Origin of the sequence: Streptomyces asoensis, assembly GCF_013085465.1 — a bacterium.
Classification (GTDB): Bacteria; Actinomycetota; Actinomycetes; order Streptomycetales; family Streptomycetaceae; genus Streptomyces; species Streptomyces cacaoi_A.
This window is the reverse complement of the sequence record NZ_CP049838.1, coordinates 5,571,529-5,590,326: the sequence shown is the minus strand read 5'-3', so window position 1 is coordinate 5,590,326 and position 18,798 is coordinate 5,571,529. Positions and strand designations below refer to the sequence as shown.

Below are 18,798 nucleotides of genomic sequence, written 5' to 3'. Positions count from 1 at the left end.
TTCCGTACGACCGGAACGCGTCTTCCCCTTTACCGGCGCGACCACGTTCACACGGTTCGAACGGGGGTCCGGCGAGATCCGCGAAGGCGGCCTCGGAGTCCGCCTCGTAGGCAGTCCCGCAGGGGGTCCCGGAGCCGGCTTCAGAGCCGGGTGAAGCACCACACCCCGACGGCCAGCGCGGCGACGGAGGCCAGGGCCGCCAGGGTCGCCGATGCGACGGGGCTCACACCTTGGGCCACGGGTTCACGGTGCCGTACCCGGATCGCGGTCCACATCAGCAGTGTGCCACCGAACAGGGCGAACACTGTTCCCGTGAAGATCGTCGGCCCGCTCTCCATGATCGTCCCCGCCCCTTTTGCTCGGCCTGCGCCTGCCCCGGCCACGGGAGGCTGTCACGTGCGGGCGGCGCCCCGGCGAACCCGAGGTGAACGCCGGGGCTACGGGTGGGGGCGGAGGGCTCGGCGAACCACCGACCGGGGTGCGGTCGGGGTGCGGTCCGGCGCGAGCGGCGGGCCCTCGGAGCGCGGCCCCGGGCGGCCCGGAGTGCGGTGGAACACACCGAACCGGGTGCGGGTTTTTCCGGCCGTCTTCGCCGTTGTCGGCGTTGTCGATCGGCTCACACTGCATACGATCTTGGCGAGTCGGCGCCGAGAGCGAAGAAAACATGGAGAGCGGGGAAGAACGGGCCGGAGCGGCTGGAGCGGGCCGCACTCCAAGCCGTTCCGGATGACGCACCGGATGACCTCCCGGGCGACATTCCGGATGACGTCCCGGGTGATGAGGTCCCGGATGGCGTCTGGCGGTGATGTCCCGGATGGTGTCCGGTAGCCCGCTCCGCGACGGTCCGGGGCCATCCGGATCCGGCCGGGTCACTCCGCCGGTTCGAGGAAACCCTGCTCCACCAGAAGGCGGATCTGGGCCGGAGTGCGGTCCCGCAGCAACACCGGATCCTCGCCGACCAGTTGAGCGATGGCGTCGAGAATGCGGCCGGCGCTCAACGAGCCGTCGCACACGCCGGCGAAGCCCGCGCCGACCGTGTCCACCTTGGTGGCCCGGCGCATGCCGCGGTGCTGGCGCAGCACGACGTGCTCCGGGTCCTCGGCGCCGGGCAGCCCGACCTGCTCCTGGACGACCTCCGTGACCAGCCGGAAGCGCCCGGCGAGCAGGGCCGCGTCGTCATGGGCACGCAGATAGTCCAGCCGTCCGAAGTGCGCCAGGACCGCGTCGCCCAGCGGCTGTTCCACCGGGTGCGGCCACTCCTCCACCGTGATCACGGGCTCCGCGGCCGTCGTCCTGCGCAGCGTGATCCAGCCGAAGCCGACGGCCTTCACCTTGCGTGCCTCGAACTCGTCCAGCCAGGTGTCGTAGTGCGCCTGGTACTCGGCCTGGTCGCCCCGGTGATCACCGGCGTCCCTCAGCCAGAGCTCCGCATACTGCGTGACGTCCTGCACCTCGCGCTGCACGATCCACGCGTCGCACCCGCGCGGCACCCACGACCTGAGCCTGTCCTGCCAGTTCTCCCCTTCCACGTGCTGCCAGTTGGCGAGGAACTGCGCGAACCCGCCCTCGCTCAGCCGTTCCCCCGCCCCTTGAACGAGCGAGCGACACAGATCGTCCCCGCCCATCCCGCCGTCCCGGTAGGTCAGCCGGGCGCCCGGCGAGATCACGAACGGCGGATTGGACACGATCAGGTCGTACGTCTCGTCGTCCCGGACCGGTTCGAACAGCGAACCCTCGCGCAGGTCCGCCGCCGGAGCCCCGGACAGCGCGAGCGTGAGCGCGGTGATGTGCAGCGCGCGCGGGTTGAGGTCGGTGGCCGTCACGCGCGTGGCGTGCTGGGCGGCGTGCAGCGCCTGGATGCCGGAGCCGGTGCCGAGGTCGAGGGCGGCGGGGACGGGCGTACGCACGGTGATACCGGCGAGGGTCGTCGACGCGCCGCCGACACCGAGGACGACAGCCGTGTCCGCCTGGCGCCCTTCGCTCCCGCTGCCGCCCGCGCCACCGACGGCGCATCCGAGGTCGGAAATGATGAACCAGTCCTCGCCGTCCGGCCCGCCGTACGGCCGTACGTCCACGGTCGCGGCGACCTCGTCCTCACCCGTGGGGACCAGCCAGCCGCTCTCCACGCACGCGTGTACGGGCAGGAACTCCTCCACGCGCGCGTGCGGAACGGGCTGCTGGAGCAGGAAGAGGCGGACGAGTGTCTCCAGCGGCGTGTCCCCGCGGGTCGCGCGCATCGCGGGCACGGTCTCGCTGCGAGCCAGCGCGGCGTAGGCGGGCGCGCCGAGCAGCTCGAGGAGACCGTCCGCGGTGAAGGAGGCCGCGAGCAGCGCCTCGCGCAGCCGGGCGGCCACGTCGGGGCGGTCGACGGAGGGCAGGGGGGAGAGGGTGGCGTTACTCACGCCCCCCATTGTCTCCCGTCACCACTTGGGGCGCGTTCCCCCGGATCGTTCCCGGCCGCGCGGCCTCAGCTGGTCGTCGCGCGGGCCGAGGCGGAGGAGGCCACCTTCTTGCAGCTGGCCTGGTTGGCCATGGCGTTCTTGACGTCACCCTGCTCGAGGTTCTTCAGCGCGGTGTTGCCGCTCTTGCTGAGCGCGCCGAGGTCGGTGGCGATGTCCTGGAGACCGTCGGCGAACTTCGCCTGGTCCTTCGTGTCCAGCGCGTCGACCTGCTTCTTCAGGCCCGCGTAGGAGGTCGAGAGAGTGGTGAGCGCCGAGACGGCGTCCTTCTGCTTCTTCTCGCCGTCGTCGACGCCGGGCGGTGTCCCGGCCTTCTGGACGGCCTGGGCGAGCGCGCCGTAGGCGTCGGACATGTCCTGGAAGGCCTGTGAGTCGGTCTTCTGGACGTTCGCCGGAGCGTTGTTGTCCGTGGCGGCCTGCTTGATCGCGGCGTTGGCCGCGTCGACCTTCGCGTCCTGGGCAGGCAGCGCGTCGCAGACCTGCTTGGCCCAGGCGTCGAGCTCCTTGTTGCCGTCGTCGTCACTGCTGCATCCGGACAGCGCCAGTACCAGTACCGCACCGCCGGACACCACGGCCGCGAGCTTCTTGTTCACCGGGTTGGTCCCTTCCATGGCTCTCGGCCCCGGAACATACACGGCAACCGGGCGAGAACCCCAGAACGAATGTCTGCTATGTGGTTTATTACAGCCATTTGTACCAGGAGAGAGAAGGCTCACGGCTCGGACACATACTCAACACAACGGGCGGGCGACGCGACAACGCGCGTCACCCGCCCGCCCTTGAGCTGGGCACCGGTGGGCCGGTCTACGAAATCACCGCCGGATCGGCGGACTTGGACGAAGATTCGGCGTTGTCTTCGTCACCCACGGCGATCCCGCGCCGCTTGGAGACGTACACCGCGACCACGATGACCGCGAGCGCCAGGACCGCGATCAGGATCCGTACGCCGATGCTCTTGTCCTCGCCGTAACTGAACTTGATCACCGCGGGTGCGATGAGCAGCGCCACCAGGTTCATGACCTTCAGCAGCGGGTTGATCGCGGGACCGGCGGTGTCCTTGAACGGGTCGCCGACCGTGTCCCCGATCACCGTGGCCGCATGGGCTTCGCTGCCCTTGCCGCCGTGGTGACCGTCCTCGACGAGTTTCTTGGCGTTGTCCCACGCGCCGCCGGAGTTGGCGAGGAAGACGGCCATCAGCGTGCCGGTGCCGATCGCGCCGGCGAGGAACGCGCCGAGTGCGCCGACTCCGAGGGTGAATCCGATGAAGACGGGTGCCAGCACGGCGAGCAGTCCGGGGGTGGCCAGCTCGCGCAGGGCGTCCCGGGTGCAGATGTCGACGACCTTGCCGTACTCCGGCTCCTCGCTGTAGTCCATGATCCCGGGGTGCTCGCGGAACTGCCGCCGCACCTCGAACACCACGGAACCCGCCGACCGCGACACCGCGTTGATCGCCAGCCCCGAGAAGAGGAAGACGACCGCCGCGCCCGCGATGAGACCGACGAGGTTGTTGGGCTGCGAGATGTCCATCATCAGGCTCATCGGCGCGCCCGCCCCGGAGAGTTTCTCCCCGACCTCCTGCGCGCCCGTGGTGATGGCGTCCCGGTACGACCCGAAGAGCGCCGACGCCGCCAGGACGGCGGTGGCGATGGCGATGCCCTTGGTGATGGCCTTGGTCGTGTTGCCGACGGCGTCGAGGTTGGTGAGCACCTGCGCGCCCGCACCCTGGACGTCACCGGACATCTCGGCGATGCCCTGCGCGTTGTCGGAGACCGGCCCGAAGGTGTCCATGGCGACGATCACGCCGACCGTGGTGAGCAGACCGGTGCCGGCCAGCGCCACCGCGAACAGCGCCAGCATGATCGACGTACCGCCGAGCAGGAACGCCCCGTACACACCCAGGCCGATCAACAAGGCGGTGTAGACGGCCGATTCGAGGCCGACGGAGATACCGGCGAGGACGACGGTGGCGGGGCCCGTCAGCGACGACTTGCCGATGTCGCGCACGGGTCGGCGGCTGGTCTCGGTGAAATAGCCCGTCAACTGCTGGATGACCGCGGCCAGGAGAATGCCGATCGCCACCGCGACGAGCGCGAGGACGCGCGGGTCGCCGTTCTTGCCCTGGATCGCCGCGTCGGTGACGCCGTCGAGGTCGGCGTACTTGCCGGGGAGATAGAGGAAGACGGCCACCGCGACCAGCACGAGCGAGATCGCCGCGGAGATGAAGAAGCCCCGGTTGATCGCGGTCATGCCACTGCGGTCGGTGCGTCGCGGGGCGACGGCGAAGATGCCGACCATGGCCGTGAGCACGCCGATGGCGGGAACGAGCAGCGGGAAGGCGAGCCCGGCGTCGCCGAAGGCCGCCTTGCCGAGGATCAGCGCGGCGACCAGGGTCACGGCGTACGACTCGAACAGGTCGGCCGCCATGCCCGCACAGTCGCCGACGTTGTCGCCCACGTTGTCGGCGATGGTCGCGGCATTGCGCGGGTCGTCCTCCGGAATGCCCTGCTCGACCTTGCCGACCAGGTCCGCGCCGACGTCTGCGGCCTTGGTGAAGATGCCACCGCCCACCCTCATGAACATGGCGATGAGGGCCGCGCCGAGTCCGAATCCCTCCAGCACCTTCGGCGCGTCGGCCGCGTACACCAGCACCACGCAGGAGGCGCCGAGCAGGCCGAGCCCCACCGTGAACATGCCGACGACGCCGCCCGTGCGGAATGCGATCTTCATTGCTTTGTGCGAGACGGCGGTGAGATCCTTTTCCGGTTCACCTGCCGCCGGAGTGGCTTCCCGCGCCGCCGCGGCGACGCGCACATTACTGCGCACGGCCAGCCACATGCCGATATAGCCGGTGGCCGCGGAGAACCCGGCACCGATCAAGAAGAAGATCGATCGTCCGGCGCGCTGATTCCAGTCGTCCGCGGGCAGCAACAAGAGCAGGAAGAACACGACGACGGCGAATACGCCGAGCGTGCGCAACTGTCGGGACAGATACGCGTTGGCGCCTTCCTGGACCGCCGCCGCGATCTTCTTCATGCTGTCGGTGCCCTCGCCTGCCGCGAGCACCTGGCGCACCAGCACGCCCGCAACCACGAGCGCGGCCAGTGCCACGACCGCGATGACCACCACGAGCAGGCGGTTGCCGTCGGTCAGCACTGCGGCTGCGAAGGTTGTGGAGTGGTCCAACCGATGAGGGGTAGAAAGCCCCGCCATTCGTCCTCCTTGACGCTTGGGCTGAGCTCAAGATGTGGACGGATTGTAGGTACCGGAACCTGATCAAAACAGTGTGCGGCAAGCGGAATTCGCCTTCGCACGCAAAACCCGCACGATCTCGCCCGGTAATGCCTTCAAGGCATTGAGGTTCGTGAATTGATTCACGATATTCGCGGCAAGATTCACTTCGCCAAGATTCACTTCACCGAGATTCCAAGATTCATTTCACGGAACCACTGTAAGCGCGGTCGCCGAGGTCCGCACATGCCGAAGGGCCCTACGAGGTAGGGCCCTTCGGGTGAATGAATCGCGAGGTTCGGGTCAGGACAGCGTCGCGGTCGCCGGCGTGGTCGGCCAGGTCATGCGGATCAGCCCGCCGTGCTCGCCCGCGGAGACCTCGACATCGTCGACGAGGCCGCTGATGACCGCCAGGCCCATCTCGTCCTCCTCGGCCTCCACGTCGACGCCTCCGCCCGAGCCGGGCGCCCGGTCACCGGGCGCCGAGCGCGGCGCTTCGTCGCCGACCTCGATGGAGAACTGTTTCTCCTCCTCGATCAGCGACACCTTCACCGGCGCGGTGATGCCACCGGTCTGATGCAGTCCGACGGCACGGGTGCAGGCCTCGCCGACGGCGAGCCTGACCTCGTCGAGGACGGCCTCGTCCACTCCGGCCCTGCGCGCCACCGCTGCCGCCACCAGTCGGGCGGTCCTGACGTGCTCGGGCAGCGCGCTGAAGCGGAGTTCAACGGTGGCCATGCGTCCCCCTCGGAACTACGGGCGTGCTGTCGGGGGGCCGGGCCGCCAAGCCCGGACCCCCTCGTTGTTCAACCAGCCGTGCCGGGCCGCGCGGGCCCGGGACGGGGTGGTCAGTCGGTGGCAGCGACCGCTTCGTCGACCGAGGTGTGGATCGGAAACACCTTGGTCAGACCGGTAATGCGGAAGATCTTCAAAATACGCTCCTGGTTGCAGACCAGACGGAGCGAGCCCTCATGGGCACGCACCCGCTTCAGTCCGCCGACCAGCACGCCGAGCCCGGTGGAGTCGAGGAAGTCCACGCCCTCCATGTCCACGACGAGGTGGAAATTCCCGTCGTTCACCAGCTCGACCAGCTGCTCGCGCAACTTGGGCGCGGTATATACGTCGATTTCGCCACCGACCTCGACGACCGTACGATCGCCGACGGTACGGGTCGACAGAGACAGGTCCACGGATCCTCCAGCACCTTGCTATCGAGCGGTCGCCCCTCGGAACACCTGGGCAGGAGTCCCCGGGACGGTACGCCAGCCGCCATGGCATTCAATCACTTACCGGCAGGCGTGCACGACGCCTTGGCCCCATTGTCCGTCACGCCAGTGACACACTCGGTGCCGATGGCCAAGAATCACCGATCCGATCGACCCTCGCCCGAGGCCGTGCCCCGCCTGTCCCCGGGCGAGGTCCTGGCCCGGCTCGCCCCGGGACCGAGCCGGGCGTCGCGCATCACTCATACGGAGCACTTGCCCCCGCGTGAGGGCCGCCATGCCGTCTGGCCGGACCGGATTCGCCCCGAGGTCATCGCGGCCGTGCAGGCCTGCGGCATCGAACACCCCTGGGCCCACCAGGCCCAAGCCGCCGAGCACGCCCTGGACGGCGAGTCGGTGGTCGTCGCCACGGGCACCGCTTCCGGCAAGTCCCTGGCGTACCTCGTACCGGTCCTCTCCGCCCTCCTGGACGGCTCCGAGGCCCCGAACGGCCGCGGGGCCACCACCCTCTACCTGGCCCCCACCAAGGCCCTGGCGGCGGACCAGTGCCGCTCCGTGAAGGAACTTTCACAACCTCTGGGCACCGCCGTCCGGCCGGCCGTGTACGACGGCGACACCCCGTTCGAGGAACGGGAGTGGATCCGCCAGTACGCCAACTACGTCCTCACCAACCCGGACATGCTGCACCGCGGAATCCTCCCCTCCCACCCCCGCTGGTCCTCCTTCCTGAAGTCCCTGAAGTACGTCGTCATCGACGAGTGCCACACCTACCGCGGCGTGTTCGGCTCCCACGTCGCCCACGTGCTGCGCCGTCTACGCCGCCTCTGCGCCCGCTACGGCGCCTCCCCGGTCTTCCTGCTGGCCTCCGCGACGGCCGCCGAACCCGCGGTCGCCGCCGGGCGCCTCACCGGCCTCCCGGTCGTCGAGGTCGCCGACGACGCCTCACCCCGCGGTGAACTGGTGTTCGCCCTGTGGGAGCCCCCGCTCACCGAGATGGTGGGCGAGAAGGGCGCACCCGTCCGGCGTACCGCCACCGCCGAGACCGCCGACCTGCTGACCGACCTCGCCGTCCAGGGTGTGCGCACCGTCGCCTTCGTCCGCTCCCGGCGGGGCGCCGAGCTGATCGCGGTGATCGCCCAGGAACGCCTCGCCGAGGTCGACCGCTCACTTGCCCGGCGTGTCGCGGCCTATCGCGGCGGTTACCTCCCCGAGGAACGACGCGCCCTGGAGCAGGCCCTGCACTCGGGCGAGCTCCTCGGCCTGGCCGCGACCACCGCCCTGGAGCTCGGCATCGACGTCTCCGGGCTCGACGCCGTCCTGATCGCCGGCTACCCGGGCACGCGCGCGTCCCTGTGGCAGCAGGCCGGCCGCGCGGGCCGGTCCGGGCAGGGCGCCCTGGCGGTCCTCGTCGCCCGGGACGACCCGCTGGACACCTTCCTGGTCCATCACCCGGAGGCGCTGTTCGACCGCCCGGTGGAGTCGACCGTCCTCGACCCCGACAACCCCTACGTCCTGGCCCCGCACCTGTGCGCGGCGGCCGCCGAACTCCCGCTGACCGACGAGGATCTGGCCCTGTTCGGCCCCGAGACCGAGGGCCTGCTGCCGCAGTTGGAGGCCGCGAAGCTGCTGCGCCGCCGGACCAAGGCCTGGCACTGGACCCGCCGGGAACGCGCCGCCGACCTCACGGACATCCGCGGCGAGGGCGGCCGACCCGTCCAGGTCGTCGAGGCCGGCACCGGCCGACTGCTCGGCACGGTCGACGCGGGCTCCTCCCACACCACCGTCCACGAGGGCGCTGTCCACCTCCATCAGGGCCGCACGTATCTCGTGCGTTCCCTGGACCTGGAGGACTCCGTCGCCCTGGTCGAGGAGGCCAACCCCCCGTATTCGACGGTGGCCCGCGACACGACATCGATCTCCGTCCTGGAGACGGACGTCGAAATCCCCTGGGGCCAGGGCCGGTTGTGCTACGGCTCCGTCGAAGTCACCAACCAGGTCGTCTCCTTCCTGCGTCGACGGGTCATCACCGGTGAAGTCATGGGTGAGTCGAAGCTCGACCTCCCTCCTCGTACGCTGCGCACGCGTGCCGTGTGGTGGACGGTGACCGAGGACCAACTGGACGCGGCCCGGATCAACCCCGAGATCCTCGGCGGGGCCCTGCACGCCGCCGAACACGCCTCGATCGGCATGCTGCCCCTCTTCGCGACCTGCGACCGCTGGGACATCGGCGGCGTCTCGGTCCCTCTCCACCCCGACACGCTGTTGCCGACGGTCTTCGTCTACGACGGCCATCCCGGCGGCGCGGGCTTCGCGGAGCGGGCCTTCCACACGGCGCGCTCCTGGCTGACGGCCACCCGCCAGGCCATCGCCTCCTGTGAGTGCGACGCCGGCTGCCCGTCCTGCATCCAGTCCCCCAAGTGCGGCAACGGCAACGACCCGCTGCACAAGAGGGGAGCCGTACGGCTGCTCACGGAACTGCTGCGGGAGGCCCCCGAGGAGAAAGCTCGGGAAGGGGAGCCTCCGACAGCGTCGGAGAAGGGGCCGGCAGCGGGTGAGGCCGCGGGGGCCGCTGCGGGGGCGGCACCGCATCCGCAGGGCCCGCCCGCGCCCTGACCTCGGCCGCGAACAGTCCCCGTCCCGACGCCGCCGTCACGTCCGAGATCTCGCCGACGACCACGCACCGCACCAGTCGTGCGCCCTGCGCCCGGGCCACCCGGTCCGCCCGGTCGCAGGCCTGCGCGACGCCGTCCGCCCAATGGTCGGCGGCAGCGAGCGCCGCGAGGTCGGCGCCGCCCGCGGCGCGGTGCCGGGCCGCCACGGCCTGTCCGAGCGCGAGCACGATCCCGAACACGACACACAGCACGGCGATCGCACCCACACTCCAGACGGTGGCGGAGCCCCGGTCCGCGTCCCTGTGGCGCCCTCGGAGGACGCGGGCCGCCCACATGACCCCGCCCCCACGCCCCGCGCCGCTCACGGCACGTCTCCCAGCGACCCCTGGGCGTCTCCTGACGCGCCCCGGGCCTCCTGTGGCGCGCGCACGGCTGGTGCCGCACCTCGGAGCCCATCTGACGCACGGGCGTCTCCTGACGCACCTCGGGGATCACCTGGCGCGTCCCGGGCCTCCCGTCGCGCGCGCACGGCTGGTGCCGCACCTCGGAGCCCATCTGACGCACGGGCGTCTCCTGACGCACCTCGGGGATCACCTGGCGCGTCCCGGGCCTTCTCAGCCGCCCCTCTGACCTTCTCAGCCGTCCCCACGGCTTCCTCCACAGTCCCCACGGCTTCCTCCGCCGTCCCCGCGTCCGACTTCACCGTCGCCACTGCCTCCTCCGCCGCCGCCACGGCCTCCTCCCGCACCTCGAAGGGCAGGCCGCGCAGCGCCGGTGGCTTGGCCACGACCACGACGCGGACCTGGTCGCCCTCCCTGCTGATCGTCACCTCGGCCCCGCGCGGCGCCGTCGCGCGGGTCACCTCGAGGACCGCGTCGGCCGGATCCTGCCGGGCCGCCGCCCTGGCGCCGGTCCTGGCCGCATCCACGCACTGGATCTGGGCCGCCATGACCAGCAGCCCCCACACCAGCGCCGTCGCGAACACCACCAGCACCGGCAACACCACGGCCGACTCCGCCGTCACGAACCCCCGGTCCCCGACGCACACCCACCGGCACGCGCGCCGAGCCTCCCGTCCGGGCTCACGCCCCCGCACTGAGCGCCCGCTTCACGATGGCTTGCAGCTGAGCCGCGACCACCTCGCTCGTCACCACCTGGTAGAGGAGCACCGCGAATCCCACGGCCGCCACGATCCCCATCGCGTACTCGGACGTCACCATCCCCGCGTCGCTGCGCGCCGCACGCACCCTGCACACCAGGGCGCTCAGCCGCGCCCATACCGCCTTGTACATCTCAACCCCCGTGAGGTTCCGTTGCGTTGATCTCTGCTCTGGTTCGGCTACTTCGCTTGCGACCGTTCGCCGCCCGGCCGCTCGGCCGCCCGCTGGTCGACGGGCCCGCTCTTCAACCGCCCCCGCGCCGTCGCTTCTCGGCTCTAGGCGTTCACGTTGTCCATGCCGTCATCGACCACCCCCTCCCAGCACCCCGCCCGCGAGCCCGATGACGATGGGCAGCACACCGACCGCGATGAAGGCGGGCAGGAAGCACAGCCCCACCGGCACGGTGACCATGACGGCCGCCCGCCGGGCCCGGGCCGTCGCGGCGCGCGCCCAGTCGGCTCGGGTATCGGCGGCGAGCCGGGCGACCGGTCCGGCCGCGGGCAGTCCCGAGACGTCGGCCCGCTCCAGCAGGCGGGCCAGCGCCGCGGCACCCGGTGTCAAGGCCAACCTCCGCCAGGCGGTGGCCGGTTCGCCGCCCAGCCGCACCTCGGCGGCACCACGCGTCAACCCTTCCCCCACGGGACCGCCCAGCGCCTCCCCCACGGCCTGCGCCGCTATCACCGGGCCGGCACCGGCCGCGATGCACGCGGCCAGCAGGTCGGCGGCGAGCGGGAGTTGGCGTGCGGCAAGCTGGGCGTCGACCTCGCTCACCACACCCGCCGCCTGTTGCCGACGGCGCCACCGCCCCAGCCCCACCGCGCCGATCAGCCCCAGTACGAGACCCGCGACGCCACCGACCACCACCCATCCGGCACCGACCACCAATGCGTCGGGAAGCCACCGTCGTACGGCCTTCCGCAGCCCGGCTCCTCGCACGGTCGCCGCCGGACCCGAGGCGTGCAGTTCGGCCAGGCGCCGCCGTGCCCTGCGTCGGCGCCGCGCGGTCTCCCACCACCACATCAGCCACCAGAGGGCCACCACGATCCCCACAGCCGCCCCCAGCCTGTGGACAACTTCCACGCTCATGCCTCCTCCGTCCACATCACCCACCTCCTTCTCGTCACCTCACTTCGCTTCCGCGTGGCGGACGATCCGCAGCGCCCACCACATCCCCACGCCCTCCAGCACACCGCCGACGAGCAGGCAGCCCAGCCCCGCTCCGGTGTGCAGCAGGACGTGCAGCGGGTCCGCTCCGAGCGCGGCGCCCAGCACGAGGCCCAGGACCGGCAGGCCGACGAGCATCACCACCGTGGCGCGCGGTCCGGCCAACTGAGCGCGCAGGTCCGCGCGTTGATCCCGCTCCGCACGTAACGCCGCCTCCAGCCGGTCGAGTCCGACAGCGAGACCGGCGCCCTGGTCCACGGCCACCCGCCAGCACGCGGCGAGTCCCAGCAGGCCGTCGGCACCCGGTTGCCGGGCAGCGGCCGCGAGAGCCTTGGGCACGTCCCCGCCGAACCGTGCCGCCGCCAACACCGCGGGCTGCGCCGCTCCCAGCCCTCCGGAGTCCTGCGCGGCCCGCCGCAGCGCCTCCCCTGGCTGTCGGCCGGCGAGCACCTCCCCGGCCAGCGCCGCACACAGGGCGATCACCGCGTCCCCTCGGCGCTCCCCCGCCCGCCGGCTCTCGGCGGCTCGCCGCGCCCGGCGCAGCAGGGGCACCCCGGCCGCCCCCGCGACGACCGGCAGCACCGAACCGCCCAGCAGCGCCAGGAGCAGTCCGGCGACGGGCGCCCACCATTCGGGTCGCCACCGTCCCCGGAGCCTCCGGAGCTCGCCGGTGAGCTGCCGCCACGGCGGGGGGCCGCTGCCGACCACACCACCTCCGGCCAGGAGCAACTGCGCCCGCCTGGCCCCTGAGTACGGTCCGCCCAGCAACCAGGCCGCCGCTCCGGCACAGGCCACGGCCGCGGCCATCGGCATCTCACTCATCACGCCCGCCCGTCCCTTCGTTCTCCTCGCCACGCAGCAGCTCCCGCAGCCGCTCCCATCCCCGCTCGTGGGCGAAGGCGTCCGCCCGCCACCGCAGTGCCGGCACGGTCCGCACCAGCCCGGAGGGGTCCCGCTCCAGCACGTGCACCTCGGCGATCCGCCGCCGCCCGGCCGGGTCGCGTACGAGGTGCAGGACCACCGACAGGGCCGCCGCCAACTGGCTGTGCAGCGCGGTCCGGTCGAGCCCGGCCGCCGTACCGAGCGCCTCGAGCCGGGCGGGGACGTCCGCGGCGGCATTGGCGTGGACGGTCCCGCAGCCCTCGTGGCCCGTGTTGAGCGCGGCCAGCAGATGGACGACCTCCGGCCCGCGCACCTCCCCCACGACCATCCGGTCGGGCCGCATCCGCAGGGCCTGCCGCACCAGGTCCTCGAGCGTGACGAGCCCGGCTCCCTCCTGGTTTGCGGGTCTGGTCTCCAGGCGGACGACGTGCGGGTGATCCGGTCGCAGCTCCGCCGAGTCCTCGGCGAGCACGATCCGTTCCCCCGGCCCGACCTGGCCCAGCAGCGCGCTCAGCAGGGTCGTCTTGCCGCTGCCGGTGCCGCCGCTGACCAGGAAGGACAGCCGCGCCCGCACCAGATCCCGCAGCACCCTGTCCCCGCCCGGCGGCACCGTGCCCGCGGCCACCAGCTCGCCGAGCGTGAACGCCCGTGGCCGTACGACGCGCAGCGACAGACAGGTGCAGCCGACGGCGACCGGGGGCAGCACCGCGTGCAGTCGCGTCCCGTCGGGCAGCCGGGCGTCGGCCCAGGGCCGGGCGTCGTCCAAGCGCCGCCCGGCCACGGCGGCCAGACGCTGCGCGAGGCGCCGTACGGCCGCCGCGTCCGGGAAGGAGACACCGGTCAGCTCCAGACCGCCGCCCCGGTCGACCCAGACCCGGTCCGGAGCGGACACCAGTACGTCGGTCACCCCGGGGTCGGTGAGCAGTGGCTCCAGAGGCCCGCTTCCGATCAGCTCGGACCGCAGTTGCTCGGCCGCGCCGAGGACCTCCGCATCCCCGAGGACCCGCCCCTGTTCGCGCAGTGCCTGCGCCACACGCGCGGGCGTCGGTTCGGCGCCGCTGTCGGCAAGCCACTGCCGTACGCCGTCCAGCAGCGTCCCGGTCCCTCTCACCCGCTCGAGCCCTGGCGGCGTGCTCATGAGCCACCCCCCTCGGTGAGCGCGCGCTCCCAGAACTCCTTGCAGAAGCGGGCGAGCGGCCCGCGCACGGTCGCGCCCGGCGGCGCCTTGCCGCCGTCCGGACGCAGCAGCGCCGACTCGACAGGCACCTCGCCGGCCAACGGCAGGCCCAGCAGTCGGGCCACTTCGCTGTCGTCGAGTCCGGGCGCGTAGGGGCCGCGCACCGCCACCCGCAGGTCGCGCAGCACCATGCCGACGGCGGAGGCCACGCGCTTGCCCGCCGCGACGGCGCGCAGTTCGGCGGGGACCACGAGAAGCCCGAGGTCGAGCTGGGCGAGGATCTCGGCGACACCGTCGTCGATGCGGCGCGGGAGGTCGACGACGACCGTGCCGCCCCGGCGTCGGGCCGCCGCCAGCACCGCGCGCACGGCCTGCGGCGCGATGGCCACGCAGTCGCCCCGGTCCCAGCTGAGCACCCGCAGCGAGTGCAGCCTGGGCAGCGACTCCTCCAGGGCGCTGCCGCCGACCCTCCCGCGCGAGGCGGCGAACGCGGGCCAGCGCAGGCCTTCCGTGCTCTCGCCGCCGAGGAGGACGTCGAGTCCGCCGCCCAGTGGATCGGCGTCGACCAGAAGGGTGCGCAGCCCTTCTCGCGCGGAGGTGACGGCGAGGGCGCACGCGAGCGTGGACGCTCCGGCGCCGCCGCGTCCGCCGATGACGCCGACGGTGAGAGCGGGACGTCCGACGCCCTCGGCGACGTCGGCGATGCGGTCGACCAGCCACTGTTCGCCGTCCGGCAGCATCAGGACGTGGTCGGCGCCGATCTCCACGGCGCGCTGCCACACCCCGGAGTCGTCCTGGTCGCGGCCGACGAGGACCACTCCTCGTCTACGGGCGGCCCCGCGGACACGGCGTGCCGCGTCGTCGCCGACCAGGACGAGCGGCGCCGACTCCCAGCTGCCCCGGCGTTCCGGCACCGAGTGGTGCACCTCCGGTGTGGCGCCGGCGGCGGCGCACAGGCGCAGCAGATCGTCGAGGAGTTCCGCGTCCTCCGTGACGATCAGTGGCTTGCCCGGTCCGCCTCCGGTGGTGGGCGGCGGGTCGTGTGTGACGGCTCCGGTCACGTTTTCCATCCCCCTTCACTGCGGGGTGCGCAGTCGCTGCGGTCCCGCGATTCCCAAACGTGTGAAGAACCGGCAGCCGGTCTCCATATGAACGGCCGACAGAATCCGGCCGAACGCCCCCGGCAAACGGAACCGGCCATGTGAAGTCGGCCCGGAGCGGACGCGTTGGAATCACGGTGCAGCGAGCCCGGAAATCGTGTGGATCTTGGTGGAAAACTGTGGACGAGTGGGTGGTTGTGAATATCGCCGTCACCCATACGGGGAGCCCTGCACCATCTGCTGTGCGACTTCCGCAGAGGAGTCCGACGACTACGCACAGTGACAGTGGCGGGTAAGCAAAAGAGGCGACCGCAGCCGCCTCGGCGCGGCGCAGCGGCCGCGTACAGAACTGGAAAACCCGCCCGGACATGCGACGACCCCCGCCGGGGGGGAGAGCGGGGGTCGCCTTCACGGCCGACTCGGGGGGGGAGGAGTCGGACCGCGTTAGCACGGTCGCGAACGATCCGTGACTTCCATGGTGTACCCGAGAGCCTTCTCAGGCAAACCCACGCGCCCACCTTACGCCGAATGAGCTGCCCCTATGCTCATGGTTGTGGAAAACCACTCCTTGCCCCGCACAGCGGCCTTCTTTGACCTGGACAAGACGGTCATTGCGAAGTCGAGCACGCTCACCTTCAGCAAGTCCTTCTACCAAGGCGGCCTGATCAACCGCAGGGCGGCCCTGCGGACCGCATACGCCCAGTTCGTCTTCCTTGTCGGCGGTATGGACCACGACCAGATGGAGCGGACCCGCGAGTACCTGTCCGCCCTCGTGCGCGGCTGGAACGTCCAACAGGTGAAGGAGATCGTGGCCGAGACCCTTCACGACCTGATCGACCCGCTGATCTACGACGAGGCGGCCTCCCTGATCGAGGAGCACCACACGGCCGGCCGTGACGTCGTGATCGTGTCCACGTCGGGTGCCGAGGTGGTCGAGCCGATCGGCGAACTGCTCGGCGCGGACCGCGTGGTCGCCACCCGCATGGTCGTGGGCGAGGACGGCTGCTTCACCGGAGAGGTGGAGTACTACGCCTACGGCCCGACGAAGGCGGAGGCGGTCAAGGAGCTGGCCGAGTCCGAGGGGTACGACCTCTCGCGTTGTTACGCCTACAGCGACTCGGCGACCGATCTGCCGATGCTGAAGGCGGTGGGGCACCCGCACGCCGTGAACCCGGACCGGGCCCTGCGGCGCGAGGCCGTCGCGCGCGGCTGGCCGATTCTCGACTTCCACCGGCCGGTGCGCCTCAAGCAGCGGATTCCCTCGTTCTCCGTACCGCCCCGCCCCGCGCTCGTCGCGGCCGCGGCCATAGGAGCGGCGGCGGCCACCGCGGGCCTCGTCTGGTACGCGAACCGACGCCGGGCGGCGACTGTCTGAGGGCCACCCGCGCGTGGGGGACGTCCCGTCACCACTCAGGAACGCCCCTTTAAAACCTGTTTGGGAGCAAAAGCAAAGAACTGGTGCCAGCACTTCCGCTTGTCGGGGTCCAGGAGTACAAAGGACTTAACGGCCCGCGAGACCAAGGACATCCGAGAGGATCACCTTAATAACGCATTTGGCCCCACGGACCGCGCATGACCACTGGGCACCCACGCGACGTCGACCCGTCGATTACGGGCCAGCCGCACCAGGTCACGGGCAAAGTTCCCGGCCTGATGGGCAATATATCGAGGACGCTTGGTAACCGGGTGAGCATGCCAGCGGCGGTACGAGGACTCGTACCGCCGCAACCCTTTGTGAGGCCCCCGCGAGGGGGTCTTTTCCGTACCCGAGCCTCATGCGCGCGTGGGGCTCACGCGCGCATGGGACTCACGCCGCCCCGCGCTGAAGCGCCTCGCACACCGCCGTCGACTCACGGGCACCCAGCTCGACCGCCCTGCCGCAGTGTGCGATCCAGGCCGCCATGCCGTCCGGGGTGCCGGAGACATAGCCGTCCAGGGCCGCCAGGTAGGCCGCCCGTCCCAGCTCGGCGTGCCCCACCTCGGCCGGGCAGACCGACTTGGGGTCGAGGCCGCTGCCGATCAGCACGATGCGCTCGGCGGCCCGTGCGACCAGGCCGTTGTGGGAGGTGAACGGACGCAGGGCCAGCAGCTCGCCATGGACGACGGAAGCCGTCACCAGAGCGGGCGCGGAGCCGCCGGCGATGATCAACTCGGACAGTCCCTCAAGACGGCCGGCCACCTCGGCGGCGCCCGGCAGCGGCAGCTCGATCAGCGGCTCGTCGACCGTCTCACCGGCCTGTCGCGGACGCCCGACCTCGTCATCGCTGGTCGCCGCGGCCACCAGATGCAGCCGCGCCAGCACCCGCAGCGGCGACTGCCGCCAGATGGACAGCAACTGGCCCGCCTCGGCGGACAGCCGCAGAGCCGCACCCATGACGCGGGCCTCGTCGTCGGCGCCGAAGTCGGTACGCCGACGCACCTCCTCCAGTGCCCAGTCCGCGCCGGACAGGGCCGCCGAGCCACGGGCGCCGCGCAGTGCGGCCTCGGAGGTGATCTCGGTGCTGCGGCGACGCATGACACGGTGCCCGTAGACCCGGTCCACGGCCTTGCGCATGGTCTCCACGGACTCGGCCACACCGGGCAGGGAGCCCAGGGCCGCGAGCGGATCGGCGGACGCGCCTGTCGTACTCATGAGTACGACACTACGCAACCGGCACGCCCACCCCACGAAGGAGTGGTCTTCTTCACGCACGCCTGCCACGCACAGCTACCACCGCACTACGCTTTGTGAACATGAAAATTGCTTTCGTCGGGAAGGGTGGCAGCGGCAAGACCACCCTGTCCTCCCTGTTCATTCGCGCCCTCGCCGCCGACGGCGGGCCCGTGATCGCGGTCGACGCGGACATCAACCAGCACCTGGGGCCCGCTCTCGGCCTCGACGAGGCGGAGGCCGCCGGGCTGCCCGCCATGGGCGACCGGCTGCCGCTGATCAAGGACTACCTGCGCGGCTCCAACCCCCGCGTCGCCTCCACCGAGACGATGATCAAGACGACACCGCCCGGTGAGGGCTCCCGGTTGCTGCGAGTGCGCGAGAACAACCCGGTGTACGACGCCTGCGCCCGGCCGGTGGAACTCGACGGCGGCGCCGTCCGTTTGATGGTCACGGGCCCTTTCACGGACGCCGACGTGGGGGTCTCCTGCTACCACTCCAAGACGGGAGCGGTGGAACTGTGCCTGAACCACCTGGTGGACGGCCCTGACGAGTACGTCGTGGTCGACATGACCGCGGGCTCGGACTCCTTCGCCTCCGGCATGTTCACCCGGTTCGACATCACGTTCCTCGTCGCCGAGCCGACCCGGAAGGGGGTCTCCGTCTATCGCCAGTACAAGGAGTACGCCCGCGACTTCGGCGTCGAACTGAAGGTCGTCGGCAACAAGGTGCAGGGCCAGGACGACGTCGACTTCCTGCGCGCCGAGGTCGGGGACGACCTGCTCGTGACGGTCGGCCACTCGGACTGGGTGCGCGCCATGGAGAAGGGCCGGCCGCCCCGGTTCGAGCTCCTCGAGGACACCAACCGCCAGGCCCTGCGCCTGCTCCGGACGACCGTCGACTCGTCGTACGAAAGGCGCGACTGGGAGCGCTACACACGGCAGATGGTGCACTTCCACCTGAAGAACGCCGAGTCATGGGGCAATGAACGGACCGGGGTCGACCTGGCCGCGCAGGTCGACCCCGGATTCGTCCTCGGCGAAAGCCTCACGGCCTCCGTGTGACGGTTCCCATGTGACGGCTCCTGTCGGTGACGGCTGCTGTCGGTGTCACCACCTGGCTGCGGTACACCCGCCGGCTTGG

The 18,798-nt window shown here is 71.3% G+C and carries 15 protein-coding genes and 2 pseudogenes; 3 read left to right on the top strand and 14 right to left on the bottom strand.

The window, feature by feature from the left end:
• Positions 1–140: 140 nt before the first annotated feature.
• From G9272_RS24990 to bldG, 6 genes are all read right to left on the bottom strand, one after another.
• Positions 141–338, bottom strand: a complete 198-nt coding sequence (locus G9272_RS24990; protein ID WP_171398631.1) for a hypothetical protein — start codon at positions 336–338, stop codon at positions 141–143.
• A gap of 531 nt (positions 339–869) precedes the next feature.
• A complete protein-coding gene (locus G9272_RS24985; protein ID WP_437184300.1) occupies positions 870–2,411 on the bottom strand; it encodes a DUF7059 domain-containing protein in 1,542 nt (513 codons plus the stop codon).
• Between the two features lie 56 nt (positions 2,412–2,467).
• Complete coding sequence (locus tag G9272_RS24980; protein ID WP_171398629.1) at positions 2,468–3,070, bottom strand: small secreted protein; 603 nt, start codon at positions 3,068–3,070, stop codon at positions 2,468–2,470.
• 193 nt (positions 3,071–3,263) lie between these two features.
• Positions 3,264–5,669: a sodium-translocating pyrophosphatase gene (locus tag G9272_RS24975; RefSeq protein ID WP_171398628.1), complete on the bottom strand. Its 2,406-nt coding sequence runs from the start codon at positions 5,667–5,669 to the stop codon at positions 3,264–3,266.
• 321 nt (positions 5,670–5,990) lie between these two features.
• Entirely contained in the window at positions 5,991–6,425 is a 435-nt protein-coding gene (locus tag G9272_RS24970) for an ATP-binding protein (RefSeq protein WP_171398627.1), read from the bottom strand.
• Between the two features lie 110 nt (positions 6,426–6,535).
• On the bottom strand, positions 6,536–6,877 hold the full coding sequence (gene bldG / locus G9272_RS24965) for an anti-sigma factor antagonist BldG (RefSeq protein ID WP_009189842.1): 342 nt from the start codon (positions 6,875–6,877) through the stop codon (positions 6,536–6,538).
• Between the two features lie 81 nt (positions 6,878–6,958).
• Between bldG and G9272_RS24960 the strand changes: the two genes are divergently transcribed.
• On the top strand, positions 6,959–9,523 hold the full coding sequence (locus tag G9272_RS24960; RefSeq protein WP_253267938.1) for a DEAD/DEAH box helicase: 2,565 nt from the start codon (positions 6,959–6,961) through the stop codon (positions 9,521–9,523).
• Here the strand turns inward: G9272_RS24960 and G9272_RS24955 are convergent.
• The 7 genes and pseudogenes from G9272_RS24955 to ssd all read right to left on the bottom strand — a co-directional run.
• Positions 9,453–9,857 (bottom strand): annotated as a pseudogene (locus G9272_RS24955) (Rv3654c family TadE-like protein); the annotation flags it as partial. The gene G9272_RS24960 and the pseudogene G9272_RS24955 overlap by 71 nt on opposite strands.
• Positions 9,858–10,231: 374 nt before the next feature.
• Positions 10,232–10,570 (bottom strand): annotated as a pseudogene (locus tag G9272_RS24950) (TadE family type IV pilus minor pilin); the annotation flags it as partial.
• A 34-nt stretch (positions 10,571–10,604) separates the two neighbouring features.
• Positions 10,605–10,814, bottom strand: coding sequence for a DUF4244 domain-containing protein (locus G9272_RS24945; protein WP_171398626.1), 210 nt, complete (start codon positions 10,812–10,814; stop codon positions 10,605–10,607).
• A gap of 168 nt (positions 10,815–10,982) precedes the next feature.
• Positions 10,983–11,768: a type II secretion system F family protein gene (locus G9272_RS24940; RefSeq protein WP_171398625.1), complete on the bottom strand. Its 786-nt coding sequence runs from the start codon at positions 11,766–11,768 to the stop codon at positions 10,983–10,985.
• 39 nt (positions 11,769–11,807) lie between these two features.
• On the bottom strand, positions 11,808–12,668 hold the full coding sequence (locus tag G9272_RS24935) for a type II secretion system F family protein (protein ID WP_437184299.1): 861 nt from the start codon (positions 12,666–12,668) through the stop codon (positions 11,808–11,810).
• Entirely contained in the window at positions 12,661–13,866 is a 1,206-nt protein-coding gene (locus G9272_RS24930; RefSeq protein ID WP_171398624.1) for a TadA family conjugal transfer-associated ATPase, read from the bottom strand. The genes G9272_RS24935 and G9272_RS24930 overlap by 8 nt, the downstream gene beginning before the upstream one ends.
• Positions 13,863–14,975, bottom strand: coding sequence for a septum site-determining protein Ssd (gene ssd / locus G9272_RS24925; RefSeq protein ID WP_171398623.1), 1,113 nt, complete (start codon positions 14,973–14,975; stop codon positions 13,863–13,865). The genes G9272_RS24930 and ssd overlap by 4 nt, the downstream gene beginning before the upstream one ends.
• Before the next feature lie 571 nt (positions 14,976–15,546).
• Between ssd and G9272_RS24920 the strand changes: the two genes are divergently transcribed.
• Positions 15,547–16,380 carry an HAD family hydrolase gene (locus G9272_RS24920; protein ID WP_171398622.1) on the top strand — a complete coding sequence of 278 codons (834 nt, stop codon included), beginning with the start codon at positions 15,547–15,549 and terminating at the stop codon, positions 16,378–16,380.
• Between the two features lie 432 nt (positions 16,381–16,812).
• Here G9272_RS24920 and G9272_RS24915 read toward each other — a convergent pair whose 3' ends face one another.
• The gene (locus tag G9272_RS24915; RefSeq protein ID WP_171398621.1) at positions 16,813–17,637 is read right to left on the bottom strand and encodes a Fic family protein; all 825 of its coding nucleotides are present in this window, start codon (positions 17,635–17,637) and stop codon (positions 16,813–16,815) included.
• Positions 17,638–17,738: 101 nt separating this feature from the next.
• On the opposite strand from G9272_RS24915, the gene G9272_RS24910 reads away from it, so the two are divergent.
• Entirely contained in the window at positions 17,739–18,719 is a 981-nt protein-coding gene (locus tag G9272_RS24910) for an ATP-binding protein (protein WP_171398620.1), read from the top strand.
• Positions 18,720–18,798 lie beyond the last annotated feature (79 nt).

Coding starts and splice junctions, on each gene's coding strand:
- G9272_RS24990 (WP_171398631.1), bottom strand. CDS start 338: ATGGAGAGCGGGCCGACGATCTTCACGGGAACAGTGTTCGCCCTGTTC.
- G9272_RS24985 (WP_437184300.1), bottom strand. CDS start 2,411: ATGGGGGGCGTGAGTAACGCCACCCTCTCCCCCCTGCCCTCCGTCGAC.
- G9272_RS24980 (WP_171398629.1), bottom strand. CDS start 3,070: ATGGAAGGGACCAACCCGGTGAACAAGAAGCTCGCGGCCGTGGTGTCC.
- G9272_RS24975 (WP_171398628.1), bottom strand. CDS start 5,669: ATGGCGGGGCTTTCTACCCCTCATCGGTTGGACCACTCCACAACCTTC.
- G9272_RS24970 (WP_171398627.1), bottom strand. CDS start 6,425: ATGGCCACCGTTGAACTCCGCTTCAGCGCGCTGCCCGAGCACGTCAGG.
- G9272_RS24960 (WP_253267938.1), top strand. CDS start 6,959: ATGGCATTCAATCACTTACCGGCAGGCGTGCACGACGCCTTGGCCCCA.
- G9272_RS24945 (WP_171398626.1), bottom strand. CDS start 10,814: ATGTACAAGGCGGTATGGGCGCGGCTGAGCGCCCTGGTGTGCAGGGTG.
- G9272_RS24940 (WP_171398625.1), bottom strand. CDS start 11,768: ATGAGCGTGGAAGTTGTCCACAGGCTGGGGGCGGCTGTGGGGATCGTG.
- G9272_RS24935 (WP_437184299.1), bottom strand. CDS start 12,668: ATGAGTGAGATGCCGATGGCCGCGGCCGTGGCCTGTGCCGGAGCGGCG.
- G9272_RS24930 (WP_171398624.1), bottom strand. CDS start 13,866: ATGAGCACGCCGCCAGGGCTCGAGCGGGTGAGAGGGACCGGGACGCTG.
- ssd (WP_171398623.1), bottom strand. CDS start 14,975: ATGGAAAACGTGACCGGAGCCGTCACACACGACCCGCCGCCCACCACC.
- G9272_RS24920 (WP_171398622.1), top strand. CDS start 15,547: ATGCTCATGGTTGTGGAAAACCACTCCTTGCCCCGCACAGCGGCCTTC.
- G9272_RS24915 (WP_171398621.1), bottom strand. CDS start 17,637: ATGAGTACGACAGGCGCGTCCGCCGATCCGCTCGCGGCCCTGGGCTCC.
- G9272_RS24910 (WP_171398620.1), top strand. CDS start 17,739: ATGAAAATTGCTTTCGTCGGGAAGGGTGGCAGCGGCAAGACCACCCTG.